The 26,690-nt window shown below is 72.2% G+C and carries 20 protein-coding genes and 3 pseudogenes; 15 read left to right on the top strand and 8 right to left on the bottom strand.

Annotated features, from left to right (window positions below; all coding sequences use genetic code 11):
- The first annotated feature begins 117 nt into the window (after nucleotides 1-117).
- The 7 genes from RLT59_RS04855 (at nucleotide 118) to RLT59_RS04825 (ending at nucleotide 7,481) form a co-directional block, all read left to right on the top strand.
- Nucleotides 118-711, top strand: a complete 594-nt coding sequence (locus RLT59_RS04855) for a carbonic anhydrase (protein ID WP_311302222.1) — start codon at nucleotides 118-120, stop codon at nucleotides 709-711.
- Nucleotides 712-792: 81 nt separating this feature from the next.
- Entirely contained in the window at nucleotides 793-1,272 is a 480-nt protein-coding gene (gene cynS, locus RLT59_RS04850; protein ID WP_311302221.1) for a cyanase, read from the top strand.
- A 57-nt stretch (nucleotides 1,273-1,329) separates the two neighbouring features.
- Nucleotides 1,330-1,827: a nucleoside deaminase gene (locus tag RLT59_RS04845; protein ID WP_311302220.1), complete on the top strand. Its 498-nt coding sequence runs from the start codon at nucleotides 1,330-1,332 to the stop codon at nucleotides 1,825-1,827.
- 61 nt (nucleotides 1,828-1,888) lie between these two features.
- Complete coding sequence (locus tag RLT59_RS04840) at nucleotides 1,889-2,263, top strand: VOC family protein (RefSeq protein WP_311302219.1); 375 nt, start codon at nucleotides 1,889-1,891, stop codon at nucleotides 2,261-2,263.
- A gap of 195 nt (nucleotides 2,264-2,458) precedes the next feature.
- Nucleotides 2,459-4,582 carry a phosphocholine-specific phospholipase C gene (locus RLT59_RS04835; protein ID WP_311302218.1) on the top strand — a complete coding sequence of 708 codons (2,124 nt, stop codon included), beginning with the start codon at nucleotides 2,459-2,461 and terminating at the stop codon, nucleotides 4,580-4,582.
- 151 nt (nucleotides 4,583-4,733) lie between these two features.
- Nucleotides 4,734-6,590, top strand: a complete 1,857-nt coding sequence (locus RLT59_RS04830) for a gamma-glutamyltransferase family protein (protein ID WP_311302217.1) — start codon at nucleotides 4,734-4,736, stop codon at nucleotides 6,588-6,590.
- 63 nt (nucleotides 6,591-6,653) lie between these two features.
- A complete protein-coding gene (locus tag RLT59_RS04825) occupies nucleotides 6,654-7,481 on the top strand; it encodes an inositol monophosphatase family protein (RefSeq protein WP_311302216.1) in 828 nt (275 codons plus the stop codon).
- Between the two features lie 37 nt (nucleotides 7,482-7,518).
- On the opposite strand, the gene RLT59_RS04820 is transcribed toward RLT59_RS04825, so the two are convergent.
- Entirely contained in the window at nucleotides 7,519-8,298 is a 780-nt protein-coding gene (locus RLT59_RS04820) for an SDR family NAD(P)-dependent oxidoreductase (protein ID WP_311302215.1), read from the bottom strand.
- 90 nt (nucleotides 8,299-8,388) lie between these two features.
- On the opposite strand from RLT59_RS04820, the gene RLT59_RS04815 reads away from it, so the two are divergent.
- Nucleotides 8,389-8,820 (top strand): MarR family winged helix-turn-helix transcriptional regulator, encoded by a 432-nt coding sequence (locus tag RLT59_RS04815; RefSeq protein ID WP_311302214.1) that lies wholly within the window; start codon nucleotides 8,389-8,391, stop codon nucleotides 8,818-8,820.
- 6 nt (nucleotides 8,821-8,826) lie between these two features.
- Here the strand turns inward: RLT59_RS04815 and RLT59_RS04810 are convergent, their stop codons facing one another.
- The gene (locus tag RLT59_RS04810; RefSeq protein ID WP_311307616.1) at nucleotides 8,827-9,615 is read right to left on the bottom strand and encodes a nucleotidyltransferase domain-containing protein; all 789 of its coding nucleotides are present in this window, start codon (nucleotides 9,613-9,615) and stop codon (nucleotides 8,827-8,829) included.
- Between the two features lie 210 nt (nucleotides 9,616-9,825).
- On the opposite strand from RLT59_RS04810, the gene RLT59_RS04805 reads away from it, so the two are divergent.
- Nucleotides 9,826-11,244, top strand: coding sequence for a phytoene desaturase family protein (locus tag RLT59_RS04805; RefSeq protein WP_311302213.1), 1,419 nt, complete (start codon nucleotides 9,826-9,828; stop codon nucleotides 11,242-11,244).
- Between the two features lie 213 nt (nucleotides 11,245-11,457).
- Nucleotides 11,458-14,819: pseudogene (locus tag RLT59_RS04800) on the top strand (molybdopterin-dependent oxidoreductase).
- On the opposite strand, the gene RLT59_RS04795 reads toward RLT59_RS04800, so the two are convergent.
- Nucleotides 14,813-15,127 (bottom strand): UBP-type zinc finger domain-containing protein, encoded by a 315-nt coding sequence (locus RLT59_RS04795; protein ID WP_311302212.1) that lies wholly within the window; start codon nucleotides 15,125-15,127, stop codon nucleotides 14,813-14,815. The pseudogene RLT59_RS04800 and the gene RLT59_RS04795 overlap by 7 nt on opposite strands.
- Nucleotides 15,128-15,310: 183 nt before the next feature.
- Between RLT59_RS04795 and RLT59_RS04790 the strand changes: the two are divergent.
- Nucleotides 15,311-16,799 (top strand): annotated as a pseudogene (locus RLT59_RS04790) (AlkA N-terminal domain-containing protein).
- Nucleotides 16,796-17,323 (top strand): annotated as a pseudogene (locus tag RLT59_RS04785) (methylated-DNA--[protein]-cysteine S-methyltransferase); the annotation flags it as partial. The pseudogenes RLT59_RS04790 and RLT59_RS04785, both read left to right, overlap by 4 nt.
- Before the next feature lie 42 nt (nucleotides 17,324-17,365).
- On the opposite strand, the gene RLT59_RS04780 reads toward RLT59_RS04785, so the two are convergent.
- Nucleotides 17,366-17,950, bottom strand: coding sequence for a TMEM165/GDT1 family protein (locus tag RLT59_RS04780; protein ID WP_311302211.1), 585 nt, complete (start codon nucleotides 17,948-17,950; stop codon nucleotides 17,366-17,368).
- 261 nt (nucleotides 17,951-18,211) lie between these two features.
- Nucleotides 18,212-18,712, bottom strand: coding sequence for an NUDIX domain-containing protein (locus RLT59_RS04775; protein ID WP_311302210.1), 501 nt, complete (start codon nucleotides 18,710-18,712; stop codon nucleotides 18,212-18,214).
- A gap of 139 nt (nucleotides 18,713-18,851) precedes the next feature.
- On the opposite strand from RLT59_RS04775, the gene RLT59_RS04770 reads away from it, so the two are divergent.
- A complete protein-coding gene (locus RLT59_RS04770; protein WP_311302209.1) occupies nucleotides 18,852-19,967 on the top strand; it encodes a glycerate kinase in 1,116 nt (371 codons plus the stop codon).
- Between the two features lie 84 nt (nucleotides 19,968-20,051).
- Here RLT59_RS04770 and RLT59_RS04765 read toward each other — a convergent pair whose 3' ends face one another.
- The gene (locus RLT59_RS04765; protein ID WP_311302208.1) at nucleotides 20,052-22,421 is read right to left on the bottom strand and encodes a discoidin domain-containing protein; all 2,370 of its coding nucleotides are present in this window, start codon (nucleotides 22,419-22,421) and stop codon (nucleotides 20,052-20,054) included.
- A gap of 399 nt (nucleotides 22,422-22,820) precedes the next feature.
- On the opposite strand from RLT59_RS04765, the gene RLT59_RS04760 reads away from it, so the two are divergent.
- Both RLT59_RS04760 and RLT59_RS04755 read left to right on the top strand, forming a co-directional pair.
- The gene (locus RLT59_RS04760) at nucleotides 22,821-23,243 is read left to right on the top strand and encodes a hypothetical protein (protein ID WP_311302207.1); all 423 of its coding nucleotides are present in this window, start codon (nucleotides 22,821-22,823) and stop codon (nucleotides 23,241-23,243) included.
- Nucleotides 23,243-23,575: a DUF6338 family protein gene (locus RLT59_RS04755; protein WP_311302206.1), complete on the top strand. Its 333-nt coding sequence runs from the start codon at nucleotides 23,243-23,245 to the stop codon at nucleotides 23,573-23,575. The genes RLT59_RS04760 and RLT59_RS04755 overlap by 1 nt, the downstream gene beginning before the upstream one ends.
- 18 nt (nucleotides 23,576-23,593) lie before the next feature.
- Here the strand turns inward: RLT59_RS04755 and RLT59_RS04750 are convergent, their stop codons facing one another.
- Both RLT59_RS04750 and RLT59_RS04745 read right to left on the bottom strand, forming a co-directional pair.
- A complete protein-coding gene (locus RLT59_RS04750; RefSeq protein ID WP_311302205.1) occupies nucleotides 23,594-24,967 on the bottom strand; it encodes a CHAT domain-containing protein in 1,374 nt (457 codons plus the stop codon).
- A 128-nt stretch (nucleotides 24,968-25,095) separates the two neighbouring features.
- A complete protein-coding gene (locus RLT59_RS04745; protein ID WP_311302204.1) occupies nucleotides 25,096-26,244 on the bottom strand; it encodes a hypothetical protein in 1,149 nt (382 codons plus the stop codon).
- Nucleotides 26,245-26,690 lie beyond the last annotated feature (446 nt).

The raw sequence follows: 26,690 nt of genomic DNA, 5'->3' as shown, positions 1-26,690 counted from the left end.
AACCATAGATCACATCTATGACAGGTATGGCTATAGCGTCTTGGACGCTATAGGTACAGGTCATGCATGGTGGATCTCGTCAGCCCGACGGGCCGACAGTCACCGAAGGGAGTCACCGTGCACGACCTCGCAGCAGGCGTCGCTCGTTTCCGCCGGGATGTCTTCCCGGCAAAGGCGGAACTCTTCGCCCACCTGGCGGGCACGCACACACCGACGACCCTGTTCATCAGCTGCTCCGACGCCCGTGTGGTGCCGGAGCTGATCACCGGCAGCGAGCCGGGTGAGCTGTTCGTGATCCGGACCGCCGGCAACCTCGTCCCGGCCTACACCCCCGGCGCCGACGGAGTGGCGGCGACCATCGAGTACGCGGTGGCCGTCCTGGGCGTCACGGACATCGTCGTGTGCGGGCACTCCGCCTGCGGCGCCATGACGGCCCTGGCCGAGGGCCACGACCTGAGCGCCCTGCCGACCGTCGCCGGCTGGCTGCGTCACGCGGACGCCTCCGTGGCCCGCGCCGCAGAGTCCGGGGTGGACGCGCTGGTCCGGGCCAACGTCCTCGCGCAACTCGCCGGCCTGGCCACCCACCCCTCGGTGGCCAGGGCGCTGGCGGCGCGGAAGGTGACGTTGCACGGCTGGGTCTACGACATCCCCACCGGCGCGGTCACCCGACTCGACGCGTCCGACACCCCGGCACCGGCCGGAGTGTCCTGACCCGCTATCGCTTCACCCCCGGACGCCCACAAGCCCGCCGCTCCGGCCCGGAGCGGCACCCCACGAAAGGTCCCCACCGCCATGGTGCACGCCCAGCACGCCCAGTTCGACAACACCGCCCGCCAGCAGCTCGCCATCACGGCCGTCGAGGCCAAGACGCGCAAGGACCTGTCCTGGCAGCAGATCTCCGACGCGGCCGGCTTCTCCGTCGCCTTCGTCACCGCCGCCGTGCTCGGCCAGCACGCCCTGCCCAAGGCCTCCGCCGAAGCGGTCGCGGAACTCCTCGGCCTGGACGAGGACGCGGTGATGCTGCTCCAGACCATCCCGACCCGCGGTTCCATCCCGGGCGGCATTCCCACCGACCCGACCATCTACCGGTTCTACGAGATGCTCCAGGTCTACGGCACCACCCTGAAGGCCCTGGTCCACGAGCAGTTCGGCGACGGCATCATCTCGGCGATCAACTTCCGGCTGGACGTGAAGAAGGTCTCCGACCCCGAGGGCGGCGAGCGCGCCGTCATCACCCTGGACGGCAAGTACCTGCCGACCAAGCCGTTCTGACCAACCCGCCTCCCAGCCCCCCACACCCACACACACCGCACCACCCCGAGGGACCCCATGGACTTCGCGCAGCGCACCATCGACATCGCCCGCCGCAACGTCGCGGAGGGCGGCCGCCCCTTCGCCACCGTCATCGTCAAGGACGGCGAGATCCTGGCCGAGAGCCCGAACCGGGTCGCCCAGACCAACGACCCGACCGCCCACGCGGAGATCCTCGCCATCCGCGAGGCCTGCACGAAGCTGGGCACCGAGCACCTGACCGGCACCACCATCTACGTACTCGCCCACCCCTGCCCGATGTGCCTGGGCTCCCTGTACTACTGCTCGCCGGACGAGGTCGTCTTCCTCACCACCCGGGACGCCTACGAGCCGTACTACGTGGACGACCGCAAGTACTTCGAACTCGACTCCTTCTACGGTGAGTTCGCCAAGAACTGGGACGAGCGGCGGCTGCCGATGACACACGCGCCCCACGAAGGGGCGACCGAGGTCTACCGGCTCTGGCAGGAGGGCAACGGCGGCGAGCGCAGGGTGCCGGGCGCTCCGACCGCCTGACCGCCCGACAGCACACCGATGGGCGCGTGCGGTGCGGTGCGTTTCGGGGAAGGCGAAGGACATGACGACATCGCTCGGTGCATTTGTCCTCGGCACGCCGGACCCGCCCGCCCTCGCTGACTTCTACCGCGCCCTGCTGGGCTGGGAGGAGGTCGAGCGGGGCGCGGAGTGGGTCCGGCTGCGGTCCCTCGAACAGGAGCGGCCGGGCCTGAGCTTCCAGCTGGAGGCCGACCACACCGCTCCCGTACGGCCGCCGAAGCCGGGCACCCAGCAGATGCAGGCACACCTGGACGTCCAGGTCGACGATCTGGACGTGGAGACCGGGCGGGCCTGCGCCCTGGGCGCGACGGTGGAGGAACACCAGCCGGAGGAGGGCGTCCGGGTCCTCCGCGATCCCCAGGGCCACCTTTTCTGCCTCTTCCTGCCGGGAGCGTGACCGGTGTTCACCACCCGGCCGACCCTTCGGAGCACCCGAGGCCCCGGCCACCTGATCTCGCAGGCTGTGTGCTGAGCGGTTGGACTTTCCCGTACGACCTGTTGGAGGTTCACCGCGAAGCCGTACGAAATCCTTCCCCGCGCCACCCTGATTGATTAGCTTCCCCGCTGTACGACAGAACTCGGGAGGCTCAACTTGACCACGGACATTTCACGGCGGCGGCTCTTCGCGCTCGGCGGCGGTGCGCTCGGCGCTGCGGCGGCGGGGTCGCTGCTGCCGCCATCGCTGCAGGCCGCGATAGCCGCGCAGCCGGCACACGCGGCGGGGTCCGGAGGCCGTGACGGGCTCGGAGCCATCAAGCACGTGGTGATCCTGATGCAGGAGAACCGTTCCTTCGACCACTACTTCGGGACGCTCCGGGGCGTACGCGGCTTCGGCGACCGCAACGCCGTCGAGCTGCCCTCCGGCAAGCCGGTCTTCGAGCAGCCCGCACCGCTGGGCGGCACCTCCGTCCTGCCGTTCCCGGTGCGCGGCGCCGCCGAGACGCAGAAGAAGGATCTCCAGTACATCGGTGCGCTCGACCACTCCTGGAGCGGCGGCGGCAAGGCGTGGGCCGACGGGTGGATGAACGGCTGGGTATCCGCGAAGACGGCCGCCACCATGGCGTACTACGACCGCCGTGACATCCCGCTGCACTACGAGCTGGCCGACACCTTCACGGTCTGCGACGCCTACCACTCCTCCATCCACTCCTCGACCAGCCCCAACCGCAACCACCTGTGGAGCGGGAAGACGGGCAACGAGCCGAACGGCAAGCGGGCCGTCGGCAACGACGCCTACGACGAGGGCACCCACCCCGGGTACGACTGGGGCACCTACGCGGAGCGGCTGGAGAAGGCCGGGCGCAGCTGGCGCACGTACACCGAGTGGGAGAACTTCACCGACAACCAGATCGAGTTCTTCGCCACCTTCAAGGCCGTCGCCCGCAAGGTGCTGACGAAGACTGGCGGGCACACGTACATGGAGTCGTTCTACTCCGCCGTGCGGGATGCGGACGCGGCCGGCCGGGAGCGGCTGTTCGGCCTGCTGGAGGAGGGTGTCGCCACCCTCGACAAGGCCGAACGCCGGCTTTTCGAGCGGGCGTTGCGCCGGGTGGAGACCGGGACGCTGGCCGACGAGTTCGCCAAGGACGTGGCGGCGGGCACGCTGCCGGAGGTCTCCTACCTGGTGCCCTCCGCCGTCGACTCGGAGCACCCGAGCGTCTCCTCGCCGGTCCACAGCGCGACGATCGTCTACAAGGTCCTGGACGCGCTGGGCAAGCACCCCGACGTGTGGCGGCACACCGCCGTCATCATCAACTACGACGAGAACGACGGCTTCTTCGACCACGTGCCGCCGCCGGTCGCCCCGCCGGAGGTGACCGAGGAGCAGTGGGAGGGCAAGCCCACCGGTCTCGGCATGCGGGTGCCGATGCTCGTCGTGTCGCCCTGGACCATCGGCGGCTACGTCTGTTCCGAGGTCTTCGACCACACCTCCGTGATCCGCTTCCTGGAGCGCTGGACCGGGGTGAGGGAACCGAACATCAGCGACTGGCGGCGCACCGTCACCGGCGACCTGACCTCCGCCTTCGACTTCTCGCGAGCACGTCGCCGGCCCGAGACGGAGCAGCCGGGCGCCATTCCGCCGTTCAGCGGCCGCTGGTCGCCGGTGCCGCCGCTCGTGCAGCACATGCCCGTGCAGGAGCCGGGGACGCGCTCGGCCCGTGCCCTGCCGTACCAGCCGGACGCGCAGGCGAAGGTGGCGGACGGCGCGGTGCGGGTGGCGCTCAGCAACACGGGGCGTTCGTCGGCGCACTTCGTGCTGTATCCGTACGCGGGCGAGTTCCCCGTACCGCAGCACCGGGATGTGAAGGGCACGGCGCGGTGGACGGTGCCCCTCACCGGCCCGGCGTACCGGTTCACGGTGACCGGGCCGAACGGCTTCCGGCGCGAGTTCGCCGGGTCGGCGAAGGACGGCGCCCCGGCCGAGGTCGCGTCGCGGGTCGACGCCCGTGAGCGCGACCTGCATCTCACGCTGCGCAACACGGGGCGGACGGTGCTCACCTTCACGGTGCGGCCGAGGGGGTACGTCGACGAGGCGGACCTGCGCGACTGGACCAGGACCATCAAGGTCAAGCCGGGGCGCAGCCGCACGGTGGTGCACTCGGCGGCCGACGCGCACGGCTGGTACGACCTGGACGTCACCGTCGACGGGGACGATGCCTTCCGGCGCCGGCTGATGGGGCACATCGAGAACGGCCGGGCGAGCGTCTCGGGCTGATCCGGGGCCGGACACTGTGGCGCCCCTCGCCATCGCCGGCCCGCCGTTCCGGCGTCGGGCCGGCGGGCCGGTCGAGGGACAGCGTCACGGGTACCCTCGCTACCTGCTAGGCGACCGTTCGGCGCACGTATACAACGAGGTGAGACCCCGTATGTTCACCACCCGGCCCACCCTCCAGGGCACCTTCGGCATGGTGTCATCCACCCACTGGCTCGCCTCGCAGTCAGCGATGGCGGTCCTGGAGGACGGCGGCAACGCCTATGACGCAGCCGTCGCCGCCGGATTCGTCCTGCACGTCGTCGAACCGCACCTGAACGGACCGGCCGGCGAAGTGCCGGTGATCCTGGCGCCCGCGGACGGCGAGGTCCAGGTGCTGTGCGGCCAGGGCCCGGCCCCCGCCGGGGCCAGCATCGCCCACTACCGCTCGCTCGGCCTCGGACTGGTCCCCGGCACCGGGCCGCTCGCCGCCGCCGTGCCGGGCGCCTTCGACGCCTGGATGCTGCTGCTGCGGGACCACGGCACCCGAACCCTCGCCGAGGTGCTGCGGTACGCCATCGGTTACGCGGAGGACGGTCACCCGCCCGTGGAGCGGGTCGGCCGGACCGTCGAGAGTGTCCGCGAGCTCTTCGGGACGCAGTGGCCGTCCTCCGCCGCCGTGTACCTGCCCGGCGGCGCCTCCCCGAGGCCGGGCGAGCTCTTCCGTAACCCCGCCCTCGCCGCGACCTGGCGCCGGCTGATAACCGAGGCGGAGGAGACCGGCGGCGAGGACCGCACCGCGCAGATCGAGGCGGCCCGCGCGATCTGGCGCGAGGGCTTCATCGCGGAGGCGCTGGTCCGCCAGTCCGCCGTCCCCACCATGGACACCAGCGGCAACCGCCACACCGGCACCCTCACCGCCGCCGACCTGGCCGGCTGGTCGGCGTCCTACGAGGCGCCCGCCACGTACGACTGGAACGGCTGGACGCTCGCCAAGGCCGGCGGCTGGAGCCAGGGCCCCGCCTTCCTCCAGCAACTCGCCCTGCTCCCCGCCGAGCTGCCCCGCTACGGCTCAGAGGAGTACGTCCACCTGCTCATCGAAGGCTGCAAGCTCGCCATGGCCGACCGCGAGGCCTGGTACGGCGACGCGGAGGAGGTCCCGCTCGCCGCCCTGCTCTCCGAGCCGTACAACACCGCCCGTCGCGCCCTGATCACCGACGAGGCCTCGCGCGAGCTGCGGCCGGGCAGCCCCGACGGGCGGGTCCCCGTCCTGAGCGAGCACGCCCGCGCCGTGGCCGACGGCTTCGACGTGACGGGTCTCCCCGTCGTCGGTGCCGGAGAGCCTACGGTCGCGAAGGAAGGCGCGGGGGAGCCCACGGCGACCGCGGACCGTACCGGAGAGCCGTCCGTCGGCGCGGACGGCGCCACCCGAGGGGACACCTGCCACGTGGACATCGTCGACCGCTGGGGCAACATGGTCTCGGCCACGCCCAGCGGCGGCTGGCTCCAGTCCAACCCGGTCGTCCCCGAGCTGGGCTTCCCGCTCGGCACCCGTCTCCAGATGGCCTGGCTGGACGAGGGCCTGCCGAACTCCCTCACCCCCGGCCGCCGCCCCCGCACCACCCTCACCCCGAGCCTCGCCCTGCGCGACGGCGTCCCCGTCATGGCGTTCGGCACGCCGGGCGGCGACCAGCAGGACCAGTGGCAGCTGCACTTCTTCCTCGCCGTCGCGCTGCGCGCCGAGGTCCGCGGCGGCCTCGACCTCCAGGGCGCCATCGACGCGCCGAACTGGCACAACGACAGCTTCCCCGGCTCCTTCTTCCCGCGCGGAATGCGGCCGGGCAGCGTCACCGTCGAGGCGGGCATGGACCCGGAGGTGGTGGCCGGGCTGCGGCAGCGCGGCCATGAGGTCACGGTGGGCGACGCGTGGTCCGAGGGCCGGATGTGCGCGGTCGCCCGCGACCCGCGCACCGGGGTGCTGTCCGCCGCCGCGAACCCGCGCGGAATGCAGGGGTACGCGGTCGGACGCTGACCGGCCACCTTCCCGTCACGACCGGGTCGTCGGCGCTCCGGCCGGCCGTGCTTAGCTGGGGGCATGATCGATGACTTCCTCGCCGGGGACCTGACCGAGGTCGAGGCGGCGGTCCGCGCAGCGGCCGCCGCCGAGATCATGCCGCGCTTCCGGCAGCTCGCCGCGCACGAGATAGTCGAGAAGAACGGCCCGCACGACCTGGTGACCACGGCGGACCGGCGGGCAGAGGAACACCTCACCGCCTCCCTGAGCCGGCTCCTGCCCGGCTCCGTGGTCGTCGGCGAGGAGGCGGTCCACGCCGATCCGGAGGTGTACGGGGCGCTGGGCGGCGACGCACCCGTATGGATCGTCGACCCGGTCGACGGCACCCGGCAGTTCGTCCGGGGCGAGCCCGGCTTCTGCACCCTGGTCGCGCTCGCGCACCACGGCGAGACCCTGGCCTCCTGGACGTACGCCGCCGCCCTGGACGAGATGGCCGTGGCCGTACGGGGCCGGGGAGCGACCCTCAACGGCGTACCCCTGAAAGCCGGTTCGCCCGTGCCCGGCGATGTCCTGCGGGTCGCGATGTCGCACCCCGACTACACCACCGACGCCCAGAAGCGTGCCCTGCTGGGCCTGCGCACCGAAGGTATCGACGCCCGCCCCTGCGGATCGGCCGGCCTCGAATACCTCGCCGTCGCCCGCGGTGCTTTGGAGGCGACCGCCTTCAACTGGGAGTTCGCGTGGGACCACGCGGCGGGGCTTCTCCTGGTCACGGAGGCGGGCGGTGCCCAGGCCACGCTGTCCGGTGCGCCGTTCCGGATCGCCGGGGGCAACGACCTGCCCTTCACGGCGGCCCGCGACCGGGCGACGGCCGACACCGTCCTGACCGCGCTCCGCGCCGGGGCCTGACAGGCCGGGCCGGGCATCGGCCGCTCCCGGCGGCCGCTCAGGCCAGGAGGTCGCGGGTCAGCGCGGCGAGGCGCTCGCGGGCGCGCGGATCGGTGATCAGCCGGACCGTGGGGCGTACGCCCTCCTCGACGGAGACCTCCGGGGTAAAGCCGTACTCCCGGACGCCTCGCGTGTCCATCAGATGGGCCGGGCGCAGGGCGTTGAACGTGACCCCGCTGCCGGACGTCTCCTGAGCGGCGAGATCGAACGTCGACATGATCATGGCGAGCTTGCTCCGGCAGTAGGCCTCAAGGCCTTCGTAGCCGCGCTCCATCATGACGTCGTCGAAGTCGACGGCCGACTGTCCGATCGACGCCACCTGGACGACCCGCGCCGGGGCCGACGCAGACAGCAGCGGAAGCAGTTCCCTGATCAGCAGGCAGGGCGCCAGATAGTTCACGGCGAACCGCAGTTCGTGTCCCTGGGTACTCACCTCGCGCAGCAGCGGGTCCGCGCCCCCGCCGGCCGCCGCGTTGTTGACCAGGACATCGAGCCGGGGCTCGGCCTCCCGCAGGGCGGCTGCCATGGACCGTACCTGGTCCGGATCGGACAGATCGGCGAGACAGGTGCGGACCTCGCCGCGGCCGGCCGAGACCGTACGCACCTCGTCGGCGGCCCTGTCGAGCCGTCCCCGGTCCCGCCCGTGCAGGATCAGCGTCGCGCCGCGTCCGGCCAGATCGCGGGCGAGGTGGATGCCGAGCCCCTGGGTGGCGCCGGTGACGATAACGGTCCGCTCGAACGCGGAAGGCGCAGCGCTGTACACATCTTGAGTATCCATTTGTTGAGTTATATCAAGACCTTGATTCAGCTTCTATGTCTGTTACGAGCCTGTGTTCTGTCAGGTGCCCGTGGCTGTACGCTCGCGAGCATGGGAATGACCGCCGGCGACCGTCTCGGCGCGGACATCAAGCGCGCGGAGCAAGCCCTCATGGCAGCCAAGAGCGCCGCGTTGAAGGGCACCGACCTCACCGTCGCCCAGTACGCGGCGCTGTTCGCCCTCGCAGAGCACCCCGGAATGCCGGGTGCCGCGCTGGCCAGGGCCTGCCTGGTCACCCCGCAGGCCATGGCGGCGGTGCTCAAGCACTTGGAGGAGCGCGGACTGGTCGTCAGGACCGCGCACCCGTGGCACCAGAAGATGCTGGAGACCCGGCTGACGGAGGCCGGTACCGAAACGCTGCGCCGGGCCGACGAGCAGGCGGTGCGGATCGAACGCCGCATCGCCGACGAGTTCACCCCGCAGGAGCGGGACGCCCTGCGGGATCTGCTCAGCCGCTGCGTCGCGGCCATTCGGCGCGACTGAACTCCCTCAGGCCGCTGACGTGCCGGTCAGGACCGCCCGTACGTCGTTCACGACCTCGGCGGCCGTCTCCACCGCCGCCGCGTCCAGACCGCACAGCGCCTCGCCGGCCCGGTCCGCGAAGCCCGCCGGGGTGTCCGGCAGGGCGGCGGCCGCCGCCAGCGCGCCCTTCTCGTTGAGGCACCAGGTGCGATGGTGGGCGTGCAGCGACTGGGCGAGGATGCCGAACGCCCGGGAGAGGCAGAGCGACACGTGCAGCCGGTCACCGGAAGGGGCCGACTTGCGGGCCGACACCACCGAGAAGTCCGCCTCCCAGGCCGCGTCGGCAAGCGCCTTGCGCAGCGGTTCCGGATAGTCGAGCGTCTCGGCCCGAAGCTTCGTCAGTTCGCCCCGGGTATCGGCGAGTACGTGGCCGAGAGCGACCTCGCCCGGATAGGCGGGGGACCAGAAGCCGAGCGGGTGGCCGGGCTGGACGCCCACCTCGTAGCGCCCCCGGCGGCAGTCGGACCAGACCGCTTCCACCCGGTCCAGATCGCGCAGGATCCAGTCCACCGGCGTGCCGTCCACCCGCAGCCACGCCCCGCCGTTGACCCACGGCCCCCAGCCGCCAGGCCCGGCCACCTCGACCGTTGAACCCTGCACCTCACGCGCCAGCGCGCTCAGCGCGGCCAGGTCCGGGGCGCCTCGGTAGTACAGGCCCAGGTCCCAGTCGGAGTCCGGGCGGTGGGTGCCCCGGGCTCTGCTGCCGCCCAGGGCGACGGCGTGGATCCCTGGTACGGCGACGAGCCGTTCGGCCATGGCGTCGATCCGCCGCCGCGTCCCGGAATCCTCCGGGGCCGCCCCGGGGGCGGCGGGCGGGCCGGAGGGCGCTTGCGGGCGCGGGCCGGGGTGCGGAGGCCGCGCGGGGTTCGGAGTGGTCATCGAGCGGGAACCCTACCCGCGCCCGGACCGGCCGCGCCTGTGAATATCCTGGGGCCTCCGACCGTCGGCTGACAAAGGAGTCCGAAGGTGCCGTCGATGCTTGACGCAGTCGTCGTGGGGGCCGGCCCCAACGGGCTGACCGCCGCGGCCGAACTGGCCCGCCGCGGCTACGCCGTGGAGGTCTTCGAAGCCGGGCGGACCGTCGGCGGCGGAGCCCGTACCGAGGAGCTCACCCTCCCCGGCTTCCGCCACGACCCCTGCTCCGCGGTCCACCCGCTGGGCATCGGCTCACCCGCCTTCGACGCGATGCCGCTCGCCCGGCACGGCCTGGAGTGGATCCAGCCCCGGCTGGCCCTGGCCCACCCCTTCCCGGACGGCTCCGCCGCCGTGCTGGCCGACTCGGTGGGGGAGAGCGCCATGTCCCTCGGGCCGCGTGACGCGGGGGCGTACCGCAGGCTCGTCGCACCGTTCCTCGGCCACTGGGACAGCCTCGCCCAGGACTTTTTGCGCACCCCGTGGGACGGCCTGCCGCGCGACCCGTACCGCTGGGTGCGGTTCGGGCTGAACGCCATCCAGCCCGCCACCCTGCTGTCCCGCCGCTTCAGCGACGAGAAGGCGCGCGGCCTCTTCGCCGGGCTCGCCGCCCATGCCATAGCCCCCACCAGCGGGATCGCGACCGGCGGAATCGCCCTGCTCTTCGCGCTGGCCGCGCACGAGAAGGGCTGGCCGGTGCCGCGCGGCGGCTCCCAGTCCATCGCCGACGCCCTCGCCTCCTACCTGCGGGAGCAGAGCGGGGTCATCCACACCGGTACGGAGGTCAAGCGGCTGGACGAGCTCCCGCCGGCCCGCGCCTACATCTTCGACACCTCACCGACCGCGCTGGCCCGGATCGCCGGACTGGGCAACGCCTACCGCGGCTACCGCTACGGCGCCTCCTGCTTCAAGATCGACTACGCCCTGTCGGGCCCTGTGCCCTGGACCGCGCAGGAGGCCCGCCGGGCGGGCACGGTGCACATCGGCCCCACGGCCGGCGAGATCGATTCCGCCCTGCACGCCGCAGTCACCGGCCGCGACCCGAGCGTGCCGTTCCTGATCACCGCCCAGCCCAGCCTCGTCGACCCGTCCCGCGCCCCCGAGGGCAAGCAGGTGTTCTGGGTGTACGGGCACGTACCGGCGGGCTGGCAGGGCGACGCCACCGAGGTCATCGAACGCCAGCTGGAGCGCTTCGCCCCCGGCTTCCGCGATCTGGTGCTGGCCCGCTGCGTGGCGGGACCACCCGGGATCGCCGCGCGCAACGCGAACTACGTGGACGGGGACATCGCCTGCGGCGCGTTCGCGGGACTCCAGACGGTGATCCGCCCCAAGCTCGCCCGGGTGCCGTACGCGACGGCGCATCCGGCGGTCTTCATCTGCTCCTCCGCGGCCCCGCCCGGACCCGGTGTGCACGGCATGTCCGGGCACCACGCGGCGAAGGCGGTGTGGCGCCGGCTGCGCTCCCGCGCCTGAGGCACCGCACCCGTCTCACAGCACCGGGCCTGCGGCTGTGCGGCGAGCGTTACCGCCTGTGATCCGCCCGGGTCACACCGGTGTAATGGGCCATTCGTACCGTCGGGACCACGATCCGATCCACGGGAAGGTCCCCCGGTGCCCCCAGAGAGCTCGTCGGCCGCCGTCACCCAGGTACGGACGGTCTGCTCGTACTGCGGGGTGGGCTGCGGCATGGTCCTCGACATCGGCTCAGGGCCCGACGGCCGCCGCAAGGTCCTCAAGGCGTCCGGCGACAAGGCCCACCCCGCCAACCGCGGCCGGCTGTGCACCAAGGGCGCGACCACCGCCGACATGCTCGCCGCCCCCGGACGGCTGACCACCGCGCTGATCCGGCCCGAGCGCGGCGCCGAGCCCGTACCGGCGGGCGTGGACGAGGCGATCACCGACACGGCCCGGCGGCTGCGGGCGGTCATCGACGAACACGGAGCCGACGCCGTCGCCTTCTACGTATCGGGGCAGCTGAGCCTGGAAGCCCAGTACCTCGCCAACAAACTGGCCAAGGGCTTCGTCCGTACCAACCGCATCGAGTCCAACTCGCGGCTGTGCATGGCCAGTGCGGGCAGCGGCTACAAGCTCTCCCTGGGCGCCGACGGGCCGCCCGGTTCGTACCAGGACTTCGAGAACGCCGACGTCTTCCTCGTCATCGGCTCCAACATGGCCGACTGCCACCCGATCCTCTTCCTGCGCATGATGGAACGGGTGAAGGCGGGCGCCCGGCTGATCGTCGTCGACCCCCGTCCCACCGCCACCGCGGAGAAGGCCGGCCTCTTCCTCCGGATCAGACCCGGCACCGACCTCGCCCTCCTGAACGGACTGCTGTACCTCCTCCACGAGAACGGCCACACGGACACCGCGTTCATCGCGGAGCGCACCGAGGCCTGGGAGGCGATGCCGGAGTTCCTCACGGACTACCGGCCCGCCGCCCGTCGCGCAGATCACCGGCATCCCGGAGGCGGACATCCGGCAGGCGGCGCAGTGGATCGGCGGGGCGGGGGAGTGGATGAGCTGCTGGACGATGGGGCTGAACCAGTCCACGCACGGCACCTGGAACACCAACGCGCTGATCAACCTGCACCTGGCCACCGGGGCGATCTGCCGGCCAGGCAGCGGACCCTTCTCGCTGACCGGCCAGTCCAACGCCATGGGCGGCCGCCAGATGGGCTACATGGGACCCGGTCTGCCGGGGCAGCGGTCGGTGCTGGTGGACGAGGACCGCGCCTTCGCCGACGCGCTCTGGGGCCTGGAACCCGGCACCGTGCGCGAGGACGGCTCCGGCGAGGGCACCGTCGATATGTGCCGGCGGATGGCGGCGGGCGAGATCAAGGCCTGCTGGATCATCTGCACCAACCCCGTCGCCTCCGTCGCCAACCGCCGGACCGTCATCGAGGCCCTGGAGACCGCCGACCTCGTCATCACCCAGGACGTGTTCGCGGACACCGAGACCAACGCCTACGCCGATGTGGTGCTGCCCGGCTCGACCCGGCCCCGTTCGTCGAACTCCACCCCGAGGACGCGCGACGCCTCGGGATCGCCGGGGGTGACTCCGTCGAGGTCGCCTCCCGGCGCGGCCGGGCCGTGCTCCCGGCCGTCGTCACGGACCGGGTGCGGCCGGGCTGCTGCTTCGCGCCCTTCCACTGGAACGACCTGTTCGGGGAGTACCGCTGTGTCAACGCGGTGACCAGCGACGCGGTCGACCCGGTCTCCTTCCAGCCGGAGTTCAAGATGTGCGCGGTGACGCTCGCGAAGGTCGCCTCCGTGCGGGCACGCCCGGCGTCCCGGTGCTGCCGGCCGGTGCGCCGTTCACCGGGGAGCACGCGCGATGGGTGAACGGTGTGCTCGCCGGGATGTACTCACGCGCTCCGCGGACCACGGACGAACCCGCCGCGGCGGACCCCTCCGGCAGCCGCGAGGTGGTCGTGCTGTGGGCGTCGCAGACCGGCAACGCGGAGGAGTTCGCCACGGCCGCGGCAGAGCGGCTCACCGCCGGCGGCCACCGGGCCCGGCTCGTCGGCATGGCCGACGCGGACCCGCGTGCCCTCCCGCCCGCCGCCGACCTCCTGCTGATCACCAGCACCTTCGGCGACGGCGACGCCCCCGACAACGGGTCCGGGTTCTGGGAGGCCCTGACCGCCGCCGACACCCCGACCCTGGACGGCATGCGGTACGCGGTCCCGGCCCTCGGGGACTCCTCGTACGACGACTTCTGCGGCCACGGCCGCCGGCTGGACCAGGTGCTCACCGGCCTCACCGCCCAGCCGGCACCCGCCGCCCCGGCACCCGCCGCCCCGCCGCAGGCCGCGGCGCCCGGCAAAGGCACCGCACCCACACCCGCACCCACACCCGCACCCACACCCGCACCCGCACCCACACCCGCACCCACACCCGCACCCACACCCGTGACCGAGCCCGGCACCAAGCCGGTGCCCGTCACGGCCCGGCTGGTCGGAAACCGGCTCCTCAGCCTCCCCGGCGCGGGCAAGGAGGTCCGCCGGTTCACCTTCGACACCCGCGGCCCGGACGGGCCCCTCGCCTACGAGGCCGGTGACGCCCTCGCCGTGCACCCCGTCAACAGCACCGAGCTGGTGGCCGAAAGGCTGGCGGTCACCGGCCTCGACGCCGACGCCCCCGTCGAGGTCGCGGGGCTCGGCGAGATGCGGCTGGCCGAAGCCCTGCACCGCCGGCTGGACATCACCGCCCTCACCCCCGCCCTGCTCGGGTTCATCACAGAACGGACCGGCGACCGGGCCCTGAAGAAGATGCTGCGCCCCGACAACAAGGGCGAACTCGCCCGCTGGTCCTGGGGCCGCCAGGCGGCGGACGTGCTGGCCGAGTACCCGGTCCGCGCCGCACCGCAGGAGTGGGCCGGCATCCTCAGGCGGCTCCAGCCCCGCCTGTACTCGATCCCGTCCAGCCCGCTCACCGACCCCCACCTGGTGTCCCTGACCGTCTCCGTGGTCCGCTACGAGAACCTGCGGGGCCGCCCCCGCCACGGGGTGTGCTCGCCCTTCCTCGCGGACGCCGCCCCCGACGCCCCGGTCTCGGTCACCGTGCGGCGCGCCCCGGACTTCCGGCCCCCGGCCGGCCCCGACACCCCGCTGGTGATGGTCGGCCCGCGGACCGGCGTCGGCCCCTTCATCGGCTTCCTGGAGGAGCGCCGGGCCCGCCGCCACCGGGGACCCAACTGGCTCTTCTTCGGAGAACAGCACCGGGCCACCGACTTCACCTACGAGCAGGAGCTGACCGACTACCTCGCCGACGGCACCCTCACCCGCCTGGACACCGCCTTCTCGCGTGATCAGCGTGCCAAGGTCTACGTCCAGGACCGAATGCGTGAACACGGCGCCCGGCTCTGGTCCTGGCTCCAGGACGGCGCCCACTTCCACGTCTGCGGCGACGCCGCGCGCATGGCCAAGGACGTCGACCAGGCCCTGCGCGACATCGCCGCCGCGCACGGCGGCCTCGACGAGGAGGCGGCGGCCCTGTACGTCAAGCAGCTCGCCGCCGACAAGCGGTACGTCCGGGACGTCTACTGAAGCGCCCGCGCTGGGCCCGCGCCCTCGACGTCGAAGGTCAGCTCGTCCTCGTAACACCACCACCAGGTCTCGCCCGGCTCGTAGGAGCGGATGAGCGGGTGTCCGGTGGCGGAGTGGTGGGCGGTGGCGTGCTTGTTGCGGGAGGAGTCGCAGCAGCCGACATGGCCGCAGGTCGGGCACACGCGCAGATGCACCCAGGTGTCACCCATCGCGACACACTCCGTGCAGGAGTCGGCACTGTCCGGGGCGACCCGCCGCACCTGGTCCAGGTGGGAGCAGAGCGGCGGCGCCGCCTGTTCGTCCGTCATCGTCGGCCTCCTTCTCGTCGCTCCCCGCAGCGGCCCCGTTCCATTCTCGTGCGAAGTGCGGAACGGGGCGAGGGGAGAGCGCTGAGCGGGGCGGGCAGGGGCGGATCGCGGCGGCGCAGGCAGCTCAAGGCTGATGTCGGATTCTCGCCAGCCCTGACAGTCCCGGTGCCCCATGCTTGGACCATGCACACCGACACCGAGCGCTGCGTGCGGGCCGTCCGCTCCAAGGACTTCCGCTTCGACGGCTGGTTCTTCACGGCGGTCCTGACCACCAGGATCTACTGCCGGCCGAGCTGTCCCGTCGTGCCGCCCAAGGTCGAGAACATGACCTTCTACCCGAGCTCCGCCGCCTGCCAGCAGGCCGGATTACGGGCCTGCAAGCGCTGCCGGGCCCGACACCAGCCCGGGATCGCCCGAGTGGAACGCCCGCGCCGACTCCGTCGCCCGTGCGATGCGGCTCATCCGGGACGGGGTCGTCGACCGCGAAGGGGTGACCGGTCTCGCCACCCGGCTCGGCTACTCGACCCGCCAGATCGAGCGGCAGCTGCTCGCCGAACTGGGGGCGGGGCCGCTGGCCCTGGCCAGGGCGCAGCGGGCACAGACCGCGCGGGTGCTCATCGAGACCACCGCGCTGCCCATGGCCGAGGTGGCGTTCGCCGCCGGATTCTCCTCGATCCGCACCTTCAACGACACCGTCTGCGAAGTCTTCGCCCTCGCCCACGGCGAACTGTGCGGCCGCGCCGCCAGGTCCGCGAAACCCCCTGCCACCCCCGGCGTGATAGCGCTGCGGCTGCCCTACCGCGCCCCGCTCAACCCCAGCAACCTCTTCGGACACCTCGCCGCGACGGCCGTGCCCGGCGTGGAGGAGTGGCGCGACGGCGCCTACCGCCGCACCCTCGACCTGCCGTACGGACACGGCGTCGTCGCCCTCACCCCGCACCCCGACCACATCGCCTGCCGGCTCTCGCTGACCGACCCGCGCGATCTCACTCGGGCCAGCAGCCGCTGCCGCTGGCTGCTGGACCTCGACGCCGACCCGGTCGCCGTCGACGAACAGCTGCGCACCGATCCGCTGCTCGCCCCGCTGGTCGACAAGGCACCGGGACGGCGGGTGCCGAGAACCGTGGACGGCGCGGAGTTCGCCGTACGGGCCGTCCTCGGCCAGCAGGTGTCGACCGCCGCGGCCCGCACCCACGCGGCCCGGCTGGTCACCGCCCACGGCACCCCCGTCGAGGACCCGGAGGGCGGCCTGACCCATCTCTTCCCGGCCCCGGACGCGCTGGCCGGACTCGACCCGGAGCAGCTGGCCCTGCCGCGCAGCCGCCGCCGGACGCTGACCACGCTCGTCGGGGCGCCGGCGGACGGTTCGCTGCGGCTCGGCACCGACACCGACTGGGAGAAGGCGCGGGCCGAACTGGGCGCGCTGCCCGGATTCGGGCCGTGGACGGTCGAGGTCATCGCCATGCGGGCACTCGGTGACCCGGACGCGTTCCTGCCGACGGACCTCGGCATCCGGCGGTCCGCGCACCGGCTCGGCCGCCCCTCGACACCGGCCGCGCTCACCGCCCGTGCGGCGGGCTGGCGCCCCTGGCGGGCGTACGCGGTCCAGTACCTGTGGACCGTCGACGACCACCCCATCAACCACCTTCCGGCACAGGGAAGTTCATCGTGACCTCAGCACGCACCAGCACTGTCGCGGCGGCCCGGCGGTACACCGTGACCGACAGCCCCTACGGCCCGCTGACCCTCGTCGCCACCGACGGGGTCCTCGCCGGCCTCTACATGACCGGTCAGCGGCACCGTCCGCCCGAGGAGACCTTCGGCACGCCCGATCCCGGCCTCTTCGACGAGACGATCCAGCAGCTGGACGCCTACTTCGCCGGTGAGCTGCGGGAGTTCGACCTCCCGCTGCACCTCGCCGGCACCCCGTTCCAGCGCACCGTCTGGGCCGAGCTCCAGCGCATTCCCTACGGCGAGACGCGTTCGTACGGGGAACTGGCGGAGATCCTCGGCAAGCCCGGGGCCTCGCGGGCGGTGGGGCTGGCCAACGGCAAGAACCCGGTCGGCATCATCGTGCCCTGCCACCGGGTGATCGGAGCGTCGGGGAGCCTCATCGGCTACGGCGGCGGACTCGACCGCAAACAGCGGCTGCTGGCGTTCGAGAACGGCACGCGGGACACCACCCCGACGCTCTTCTGGACGGGACACCACCCCGGCGCTCCTCTGGGTGTGGGTGGGTCAGCCGGTGAAGATCTCGACGACCGTCCAGATCGCCAGCCCCAGCATGCACAGGCCGCCGATCCGCTGGACCGTCTTGAGGGGTACGCGCTTGGCGATGAACCGCCCGGCGAGCAGCGCCAGCGCCGATACGGACATCAGGGCCGCCGCGGACCCGATCGCGGTGGACCAGGCGCCGTTGCTCGCGGCCAGGTTGGCCGTCGTGATCTGGGTCAGGTCGCCCCACTCGCTGATGAACACCGCCATGAACGCGGTCGAGTACACCGGCCAGAAACCGGTCACGGTCTTCGGGGCGTCCCCGTCATCGTCGTCGCCCCCGCCGGCCCGCAGCAGCATGAACGCCCCGAACGCGAAGAGCGAGGCCGAGACGAGCTTGACGATCCAGTCGGGCAGCAGCCCGAGCAGACCTCCCGCACCGACCGCGATGGCGACATGGACGATGAACGCGGACGACGTACCGAACCAGACGTAGAGCGGGCGCATGCGGGTGCCCATGGCCAGCGACGCGAACATCGTCTTGTCGGGGAGCTCCGCGAGGAAGATCAGCCCGAAAGCGGTGAGGATCGCCAGGGGATCGAGATGCATTCCGGGTGGCTTTCTGTAAGAGCCGGGCCCCGGATCTTCCGCGAAGTGCCACTCGGGCTTTTCGGAGGACCACTCGGCCCGGCATGACGGCACCACCCGCGGGACGCGGGTGTGTCATACCTGACCGAAGGTCTCGCCCGTCCGTGACCTTCCACGGACCCGGCCACCGGGAACCCGGAGGTTCCAGTGTGTCGACGACCGGTTTGCGGGGCTACTCCCCTTCGCAGCCATCAACACTACCTCAACCGGCAGCGGGGGCGATCACCCGTTTGAGCCGGCGGGCAGCCCGTCCTCCAGCTCCGCCGCGCCCGCGCCCGAATCCAGCACCTCCAGTGCCGCCCGCACCCGCCGCAGGAGCCCGGCGGGCAGATAGCTGCCGAGCTCCGCCCGGTCGACCAGCTTCCACGACAGCAGCTCGTCCTCCTGAACGCGCACCGCCTTCAACTGCTCCTCGTCGAGCACGCCGCCGTCGTAGACGTAGGCGACGATCGGCGGCCGCGCGGTGCCGCGCGCCCAGTCGACCGCGAGCAGCCGGCCCGGCTCCAGATCGAGGCCGATCTCCTCGGCCGACTCGCGCCGGGCCGCCTGCCGGGGGGTCTCGCCGTCGGCCGACTCGATCGTGCCGCCCGGCAGGGTCCAGCCGTCCCGGTAGTTCGGCTCGACGAGCAGCAGCCTGCCCTCCGCGTCCCGGAAGACGCAGGCGGCGCCCGCGAGCACCTTGGGGAGTCCGTCGATATACGTGGCGTAGTCATCGGTGGTCACAAGAGCAGCCTAGGTTCTTTCGGGCGCAGGTCCAGGGCACGGACATCCATGGGCAGGGAGCGGGTGATCCGGATAAGGTCGGGGCGGCGCGACTGCCTGTTCGAAAGCAAAGGGATACAAGGTGACGGACGGAGCAGTGATGGAGACCGCACGCGTGCTCGTCGCGGCGGACAAGTTCAAGGGCTCGCTCACGGCTGTACAGGTCGCGGAGCGGGTGACGGCGGGGCTGCGGCGCATCGCGCCCGAGGTGCCCGTCGAGACCCTTCCCGTGGCCGACGGGGGCGACGGCACGGTGGCCGCCGCCGTGGCCGCCGGATTCGAGCGCCGCGAGGCGCGCGTGACCGGGCCGCTCGGTGACCCCGTGACGGCGGCGTACGCCCTGCGCGACACCACGGCTGTGGTGGAGATGGCCGAGGCCTCTGGCCTCCAGCACCTTCCCGAGGGGGTGTTCGCCCCGCTCACCGCGACCACGTACGGCTCCGGCGAACTGCTGCTCGCCGCGCTCGAAGCGGGCGCGCGGACCCTCGTGTTCGGGGTCGGCGGCAGTGCGACCACGGACGGCGGCGCGGGCATGCTGGCCGCGCTCGGCGCGCGGTTCCTGGACGCGGACGGCAAGCCCGTGGGTCCGGGCGGCGGCGGGCTCGCCGACCTCGCCTCCGCGGACCTCTCCGGGCTCGACCCGCGGCTCACCGGGGTCGACCTGATCCTCGCGAGTGACGTCGACAACCCGCTGACCGGGCCGAAGGGCGCCCCCGAGGTGTACGGGCGCCAGAAGGGCGCCACCGAGGAGGACATCGCGGTCCTCGACGCGGCGCTCGCCCACTACGCGTCGGTGCTGGGACCGGACCACGCCCGGCTGCCCGGCGCGGGTGCGGCCGGGGGTATCGGGTACGGGGCGCTGGTCGCCCTCGGCGCGCGGTTCCGGCCCGGCATCGAGGTGATGCTCGACGTTCTCGGCTTCGCCCCCGCGCTGGCCCGCGCCACGCTGGTCATCACCGGCGAGGGCTCGCTCGACGAGCAGACCCTGCACGGCAAGGCCCCGGCGGGGGTCGCAGCGGCGGCCCGCGCGGCGGGTATCGAGGTCGTCGCGGTCTGCGGCCGCCTCGCGCTGCCCCCGGAGGCGCTCGGCCGGGCCGGGATCCGGCGTGCGTATGCGCTCACCGAGCTGGAGCCGGATCCGGCGGTGTGCATGGCGGAGGCGGGGCCGCTGCTGGAGCGGGCGGCGGAGAACATCGCCCGGGACTTCCTGCGCTGACCCGCCCGCAGGGGCCTCGCTACCGCCGCGCCGGCCGCCGGACGGACGTCTCACGCGTCCGTCCGGCGGCCGGCCTGTTACGGCTCAGCCGGTGGTGGTGTAGGCCTCCAGCTCGGAGAGCTGCGCCGCCGGCCACCCGGTGTTGCCGGTGAACGTCAGCCGCAGATAGCGGGCCGACGTGCCGGGCAGGGTGACGGTCGCCTTGTTGCCGCTCGACGGATTGAAGGTGTAACCCGCAGAGCCCTTCAGTGAGTTGAACGTGTTGTTGTCGGTGCTGCCCGACACGCTCAGGGTCTGCGTACGGGGGGCCCAGGCCGCTGCCGGCGGCAGCTTCAGGACCAGCCGCTTGACCGCCTTGGCCGCGCCCAGATCGACCGTGATGGTCTGCGGGAAGGCGTTGTTGGTGCTCTCCCAGTAGGTGTTCGCGTCACCGTCCACGGCCCTGGACGCGCCGTACACGTCCGCGTGGCCGGACTCGGTCACGCTACGGCCCTGGGCGAGGTTGCCCGTGTCGGTGGGCGGATCGGTGGGGTCGGTCGGATCTGTCGGGTCCGTGGGATCCGTCGGGCCGCTGCCGCCCTGCGGCACACCGCCGTTGGTCCACACCGGGGCCGGCCAGTTGCCGGTGCAGGCCGGCGGGTCGGAGTACCAGCCGGAGTTGCCCGCGCCCCGGGTGATCTGGAAGCCGCTGCCGACGCAGTTGTGGATCGGGTTGGACTGCGCGATGTGCGTGGCCACGACGTTGTCGAAGGTCGCCGTGCCGGGGGACTGGACCTGCAGCGCGTAGGTACCGGCGCCGTCGATCTTGATGTTCTTGAAGTGCACTCCGTCGGTCGCGCCCTCGATGAAGTGGATCGCGGCGTAGGAGCTGTCCAGGATCTCCGTGTCGGTGATGTTGATGGTGGCGTTGATCGGCTCGTTGAGACCGCTGAACCAGACGGCACCGACGCCGAACTGCCAGTTGTAGTCGTTGTTCCCGGTGCGGATCAGGGTGTTGCGGGCCGCCGTCGTGGTGCCGGAGACGGCCGTTCCCTGGCCGGAGTTGACACCTGGGTAGCGGTTGGCGATGTGCAGACCGCCGCCGTTGGAGATGGTGTCCGACATGACGTTGTCGGAGATCGTGATGTCCTTGCCGCCGTACGTCACGATGTTGTTGGCGAGGATCGGCAGGATCACCGTGTTGAACGTGAACTTGTTCTTCACGTTCGGGATGTTCTCCGCCCACATCGCCAGTCCGTCGTCACCGGTGTTGCGGACGAAGGTGTTGGTGACGGTGGAGTTCGTGACGCCGTAGTGGAAGTTCACGCCGTCGGCGGTCTGGTCCAGGATGCGGCTGTTCTTGATGGTGAAGTTGTCCATCGGGCCGTCCATCCAGGCGCCGCACTTGGTGTGCTGCATCCAGATGTTGTCGACGGTGGAGTTCGACAGGGCCCCGCCGATGGCGTTGACCTGGTCGTCGTCCACCCGCTCCTGGATGTCACCGATGATGGCGAAGTCCTTGAGCGTGACGTTGCTGCTGCCGCCGTCCCTGGCGTACTTCCCGTAGACGCCGACGGCCTTGCTCCGGTTGGAGGGATCGCGCCCCGTCAGCACGGAGTACCAGGGACCGGCGCCGCGCAGCGTCACCTTGTCCACGACGATGTGGTCGCGGACCTGGAAGGTGCCCTGCGGGATGTAGACCTCCTTGCCCTGCGCCTTCCCCGCGTCCACGGCCGCCTGGATCTTGGCGGTCGAGTCCGCGGCTCCGGTCGGGTCGGCGCCGAAGTCGGAGACGACGTCGAGTGCGCCGGAGGGCTTCGCGGTGGGCGCGGCCACCTGTTCGAAGTCCGCCAGGTCAATGGTGAACGACGGCGACGCGGAGGTGGAGGAGACCTGCAGCCGGACCTTCGTCCCGGCGGCGAGGGTCGACCCGAACATCGTCCGGGCCTCGTCGTAGAAGTGGTGCGGGTTGGTGTCGCCCGGGTTGTTGTTGAAGGGGTAACCGCCGTAGTACCAGCCGTACTTGGAGGTGACGGGTACCGACTTCGGCGATGCGCCGTTCACCAGCACGTTGATCGAGGCGTCCCGGCCCGATCCTGCGGCGCTGTCCGGCAGCGAGTAGCGGAAGGACATCGCGTTGGCGGGTGCGGTGAGCGTGAACTCCACGTACTCACCGACCGCGTCCAGCGTCACCGCCTGCCGGCCGGAAGCCTCTGAGGGCAGCGTGCCGTACAGCCGGTTCGGGCCGATCAGCGTGCCGTTGGTGGCCGCGTACTCGGCTTCCTGCTCCTTGAACGGGACGGTCGCACCGCGACCGGGGACCGCGACGGGGGAGGGGGCGGGGACCCCCGCCGCCTGGGCGGCCGGAGCGCTGGACAGGACCACGGCGGCAGCGGTGCCGACCGCGGCGAGTGCCAGCGAGAGAGAGGCGGATATGGAGCGTCTGAGCAACTGGCGTCTGGGTGGTGGCGTCACTGAGGGATCGTCCTTGCGGCTCGTGGGGGCTCTGCGGACGTGCCACAGGCTAGGAGCGATGCCGCAAGGAAGTCCATGCTGGTGCGCAAAATTCTGCTTGAGATACTTAATTTTGTGACTCAAACCTGTGAATAGGGTGTGACATGCGGTACTTGGTCGCCCGTGGCGCGAAGGGCCGCGCGAGGCTCAGGTGGCGGGTTCCCAGGTGGCTCACGGGTCGTGGCTCCTGTGTAAAAGATTTGCATCCATGCGTAAAAAGCGGTACGCGCAGGTCGTGGTGGACCGGGACCCTCCGGCGGCGCGATCACCCGAACGAGGGACCGCGATGTTCCCCGGGCGTGACTAGCATTCGAGGGCAGGACGCTCATGGGCGTACAGCCGGGCGGGCAGAGTCGGTTCATGCGGGTACCGGAGTCTGTGGTGTACGGATTGGTGCTGGGCCTTGTGGTCCTGTCGCCCCTCCTGGGCTTCGGCCGGACCAAGTGGCTTGCCGTGCTGAGCCTGTTGAACATCGGGGAGTACCGGGTGCTCGTGGCGAGTGACCCGTTCACTCTGGTGGTGGCGGTCACCGCGCTGCTCGGAGCGCTGCTGCTGCTCGCGGAGATGACCGCGCCGAGGCGGCTGTCGGGGACCCTGTGGATGGTCGGCGGGCTGCTGGTCGCGCTGGCCGCGGCGCGGCTGTCGGAGACCGCCGCGCTGATCGTGCACGCGAGACCCTGGGCCGCGATCTCGTCACTGGTGGCGGCGGCCGTACTGGCGCTCCGCGCGCGGCGGGCCAGGCTGATCGCACACGATCCGTCCGAGGGCCTGCGGGGCATGTGATGGGGCAGTCCCCGTCCACCCCGCTCCAGATCGCCGTGCTGGTGCTGTTCGTCCTGCCGGGTGTCACCTACCAGTTCCTGCGGGAGCGCTGGCGGGGCCCGGTCCCCGGCGAACGCGACCTGGGGGAGCGGGTGCTGCGCGCCGTGGCGGCGTCCGTCGTGCTCGACACCCTGTACCTGGTCGCGGCCGGACCCCGGCTGGTGCGCTTCGTCCGGCGGACCGGAGCGGGCGCCGGGGAGGCCGTCGCGCCCGCGCGGCCGTCGCAGCCCCCGGAGGACCCTCGGGCCCCGGCACCGGCCGACCCGGCCGGTGCGCCGCCGGCCGGGTCCTGAGCGGCCGGCCGGTGCCCTTCAGCATCCGACGTGCAGATAACTCGCCCAGAACCGAGGCAGGTTGGGGCACAGCTCACGGACTGCCAGGGTGGCGCGCCGCACCGCGGCCGCGGCGTCGACCGGCGCGCCGGTCCGTACCGCCCGCGCCAGCTCCGCGTAGACGTTCTCGGCGAACACGGAGCTGACCTCGTCCTCCACCCGCCACAGAGTCGCGATGACCCGCCGGTAGCCCGCCAGTTGGAAGGCCGAGGCGAGGTGGATGGCCTCATCGGCGTGGCGGGGCGCGGTGCGGGCGGTGTCGCACGAGGACAGATAGGCGAGCTCCGGGCTGCCCAGCTCCAGCCGCGACACGTCCTCGACGGTCAGCAACCGCCGCTGGTGATCGTGCAGGAGCAGCCCGCTGCGTGAGGGGACGTCGGGATCGGTTGCCGTGTGGCAGGCGAAGTGCGCCCAGGGGTGCTGCGGGAGCGCGCTCAGGACCCGCTCCCGGGTCGCGTCCGCGTCGGTGAGGCGGACGGTCCCCGGGAACAGCCCCCGCACCATCCGCGCCTCCGCCTCCGCCCCGGTGAGCGGCCCCGCTCCGGGAGTGCTGGACATGGTGACCGCGAGGGGCACCGGCCGTCGGCCCGGAACGGCTCCGGCGGTCCGGGCGGTGGCCAGGGAGCGCATCGTGGGCGTGTAGGACGAGATCACCCGGTCGAGCAGTGAGCGGGCACCGTCGCGGTGCCCCGCCGCGTGGACGGGCAGCAGCGCGAGCGACCCGGTCGGCACCCACCACACACGCGGCAGCCCCGGCCCGCGATGTGCCGCGTGCAGGTCCTTCAGGGCGTTCAGCACCGGCTCGGCCAGGGCGTCCCAAAGCCAGCCGAGCACCTCGTGCAACGCCGCCGCCCGTTCCGCCTCGCCACCGTGCCCGGCGGCCAGGGCGGCGTCCAGCGTGCGGTGCCGGTGCTCGGCCTCGTCCGGGGTGACCCGCAGCGGGACGGAGCGGATCCCGTCGGGGGCGATGATGACCGCGTCGGAGCGGAACCGGCTCACGTTGAGATACACGACGGCGCCCTCGGCCGCGCCGGCGAGCAGGCGCTGCGGGGAGGGCGGCCCCGCGAAGTCCGCGAGCCCGTCGAGCGCACGGATCTCGCGCAGCAGCTCATCCCAGCGCTCGCCCTCCGCACGCCGCCGGGACCGTGAGTCCGCCGCGTCGCCGGCGGGCCGCTCGGCGCGCCCCTCGGTGAGGGACGCCCGCAGCTCCTCGAACTCCCCGGCCAGCGAGGGATTGCGGTCCCGCAGCTCACCGATGTCGGAGCGCAGATCCAGCTCCCGCGACAGCAGCACCCCGCGCCCCAGCTCCGGCATCGCCACCGCCCGCTGGGCGCCCCCTCGAAGAGGGCACACGCGGCGGCGTCCGCCGCGATACCGCTGTACCGGCCGAGCCGGTCCTCCTGGTCCGCCCTGCGCAGCTCGCGGCCGGCCAGCCGGGGGAGCAGATCGATGACGGTCCCGAACGCCGTCATCGCGTCCCGCTAGCGGGCTCGGGAGGCCGCGATATCGCTCCAGAGCAGTCCGGCCCGCATCCGTGTCGGGACATCGGCCCTCGGGTGGGTCGCCGCGGCCCGTGCCGCGTCGAGGGCGAGGTCCAGCCTTCCGGTGCGGCCGTCACCGGCCGTGGGACCCGCGCCGCCACCGGCCGTTGGGCCCGGTGCGCGGGCCGTGTCGTACTGGCCTCGGTCGCGCAGGGCCAGTGCCGCGACGACCTGGTACACCGCCCGTTCCGGGGCATCCGTCGGCGCCGTGCTCAGGGCGCGCTCGCTCAGGCTGATCGCCTCGTCCAGATCGTCCGTGGCCGGCTCCCGCTCCGTGCCCGCCCGCAGCCCGTGCCGGGTGCGCAGCGCCAGGCCGAGGTTGCTCAGGCACGTCCCGTACAGCGCCTCGCCCGGCGCGATCGTCTCCAGCGCCTCCCGCCCCGTCCGCACGGCCCGGTCGATGTCCACGAGGCTCCCGGTGCGCTTCCCGCGCTGCACCAGCAGGTAGCAGAGGGCGGCCCGGTCCGCCGCGCGCCGGTAGCCGCGTCCGTCGGACCAGTCCACCGCGGCCGACACCTGGGCGACGGCCTGTTCCAGGACGTCCATGTCGTCGGTGCGCAGGAACTCGCTGTGCAGGGCGGCGCCGAACTGGCCGCATGTACCGGGGAAGTGCGGACTGCGGGACGGGACGAGCCGTACGGCCTCGTGCCCGGTGGTCACGGCCCGCGCGAGATCGTCCGCCGCGCCGAGGTGGTCGTAGCGCAGCCGTAACGCGGTGCTGAGCTGGCAGAGCATCCGGCCCCTGGCCTGGCCGGCGCCCCGGGCCGGGATCGCCCGTTCACCGGCTTCGATGGCCTCGTCGAGGTCCTGGAGCCGTCCGAGCCGCGCGTACCTCATCCGGGCCGCCCGGATGAGGCCGGTGACGTGGACGAGGTGGTTGGCGTGTCCCACGCTCTGCCGGGCGGCGGTGCGGAAGTCGTCCACGGCCGAGTCGAGGACCGCCAGATCGTCGGATACGGCGTAGCTCCGCAGCCGGTCCTCGCCGGCGGCCGCGTGCTCGTTCGCCGCCAACGGATTGTCGTCCGGGTTGGCACGCTGCTCCGCGCTGGTCAGCTGGTGGCGTGCGACGCCCGCGAAACCGGCCACCATCGCGGAGACGTAGATCGACGGCCCGTATCAGGCGGGGGTGGAGCCGGGGAAGAGCCAGATCCCTTTCTCCACCATCTGCGAGACGACGAAACCGAGGATGCCTCAGGGGGTGCGGCCGCCCGCTCTGCCGATGAGCCGGTCACCGGCACAGAAGAAGAACAGCATCGTCAATGTGCCGAGCACACCGATCGCCAGTGGCCAGTCCGACATCCGCTGAACGCCCCCTCTTTCCCGTCCCGCCGGGGCACGACGGTGCTTCCGCGCTGCACCGTACCGCTCGGTGCGGCGGGAAATCGGCGGAGTTTCCGTATGGGGGACGGCCGTAATGCGGGGTGATATTCGGCCACGTGTTTGCAATTGGAATCAGGGGTTTCGCATCGGAGATTGAATGCGAAAGTTCATTCGGGCCATTCGCTTTATTCGATTCATTCGTTCCAATCGGAACC

Origin of the sequence: Streptomyces sp. ITFR-6, from assembly GCF_031844725.1 — a bacterium.
In the GTDB taxonomy this organism is placed as follows: Bacteria; Actinomycetota; Actinomycetes; order Streptomycetales; family Streptomycetaceae; genus Streptomyces.
This window is presented reverse-complemented; position numbering and strand designations above follow the sequence as displayed.

Excerpts from the sequence above, each read along its gene's own strand:
- cynS (WP_311302221.1), top strand. The coding sequence starts at position 793 with ATGGTGCACGCCCAGCACGCCCAGTTCGACAACACCGCCCGCCAGCAG.
- RLT59_RS04845 (WP_311302220.1), top strand. The coding sequence starts at position 1,330 with ATGGACTTCGCGCAGCGCACCATCGACATCGCCCGCCGCAACGTCGCG.
- RLT59_RS04840 (WP_311302219.1), top strand. The coding sequence starts at position 1,889 with ATGACGACATCGCTCGGTGCATTTGTCCTCGGCACGCCGGACCCGCCC.
- RLT59_RS04830 (WP_311302217.1), top strand. The coding sequence starts at position 4,734 with ATGTTCACCACCCGGCCCACCCTCCAGGGCACCTTCGGCATGGTGTCA.
- RLT59_RS04825 (WP_311302216.1), top strand. The coding sequence starts at position 6,654 with ATGATCGATGACTTCCTCGCCGGGGACCTGACCGAGGTCGAGGCGGCG.
- RLT59_RS04820 (WP_311302215.1), bottom strand. The coding sequence starts at position 8,298 with ATGGATACTCAAGATGTGTACAGCGCTGCGCCTTCCGCGTTCGAGCGG.
- RLT59_RS04815 (WP_311302214.1), top strand. The coding sequence starts at position 8,389 with ATGGGAATGACCGCCGGCGACCGTCTCGGCGCGGACATCAAGCGCGCG.
- RLT59_RS04810 (WP_311307616.1), bottom strand. The coding sequence starts at position 9,615 with ATGGCCGAACGGCTCGTCGCCGTACCAGGGATCCACGCCGTCGCCCTG.
- RLT59_RS04795 (WP_311302212.1), bottom strand. The coding sequence starts at position 15,127 with ATGACGGACGAACAGGCGGCGCCGCCGCTCTGCTCCCACCTGGACCAG.
- RLT59_RS04780 (WP_311302211.1), bottom strand. The coding sequence starts at position 17,950 with ATGCATCTCGATCCCCTGGCGATCCTCACCGCTTTCGGGCTGATCTTC.
- RLT59_RS04770 (WP_311302209.1), top strand. The coding sequence starts at position 18,852 with ATGGAGACCGCACGCGTGCTCGTCGCGGCGGACAAGTTCAAGGGCTCG.
- RLT59_RS04760 (WP_311302207.1), top strand. The coding sequence starts at position 22,821 with ATGCGGGTACCGGAGTCTGTGGTGTACGGATTGGTGCTGGGCCTTGTG.
- RLT59_RS04755 (WP_311302206.1), top strand. The coding sequence starts at position 23,243 with ATGGGGCAGTCCCCGTCCACCCCGCTCCAGATCGCCGTGCTGGTGCTG.
- RLT59_RS04745 (WP_311302204.1), bottom strand. The coding sequence starts at position 26,244 with ATGGTGGCCGGTTTCGCGGGCGTCGCACGCCACCAGCTGACCAGCGCG.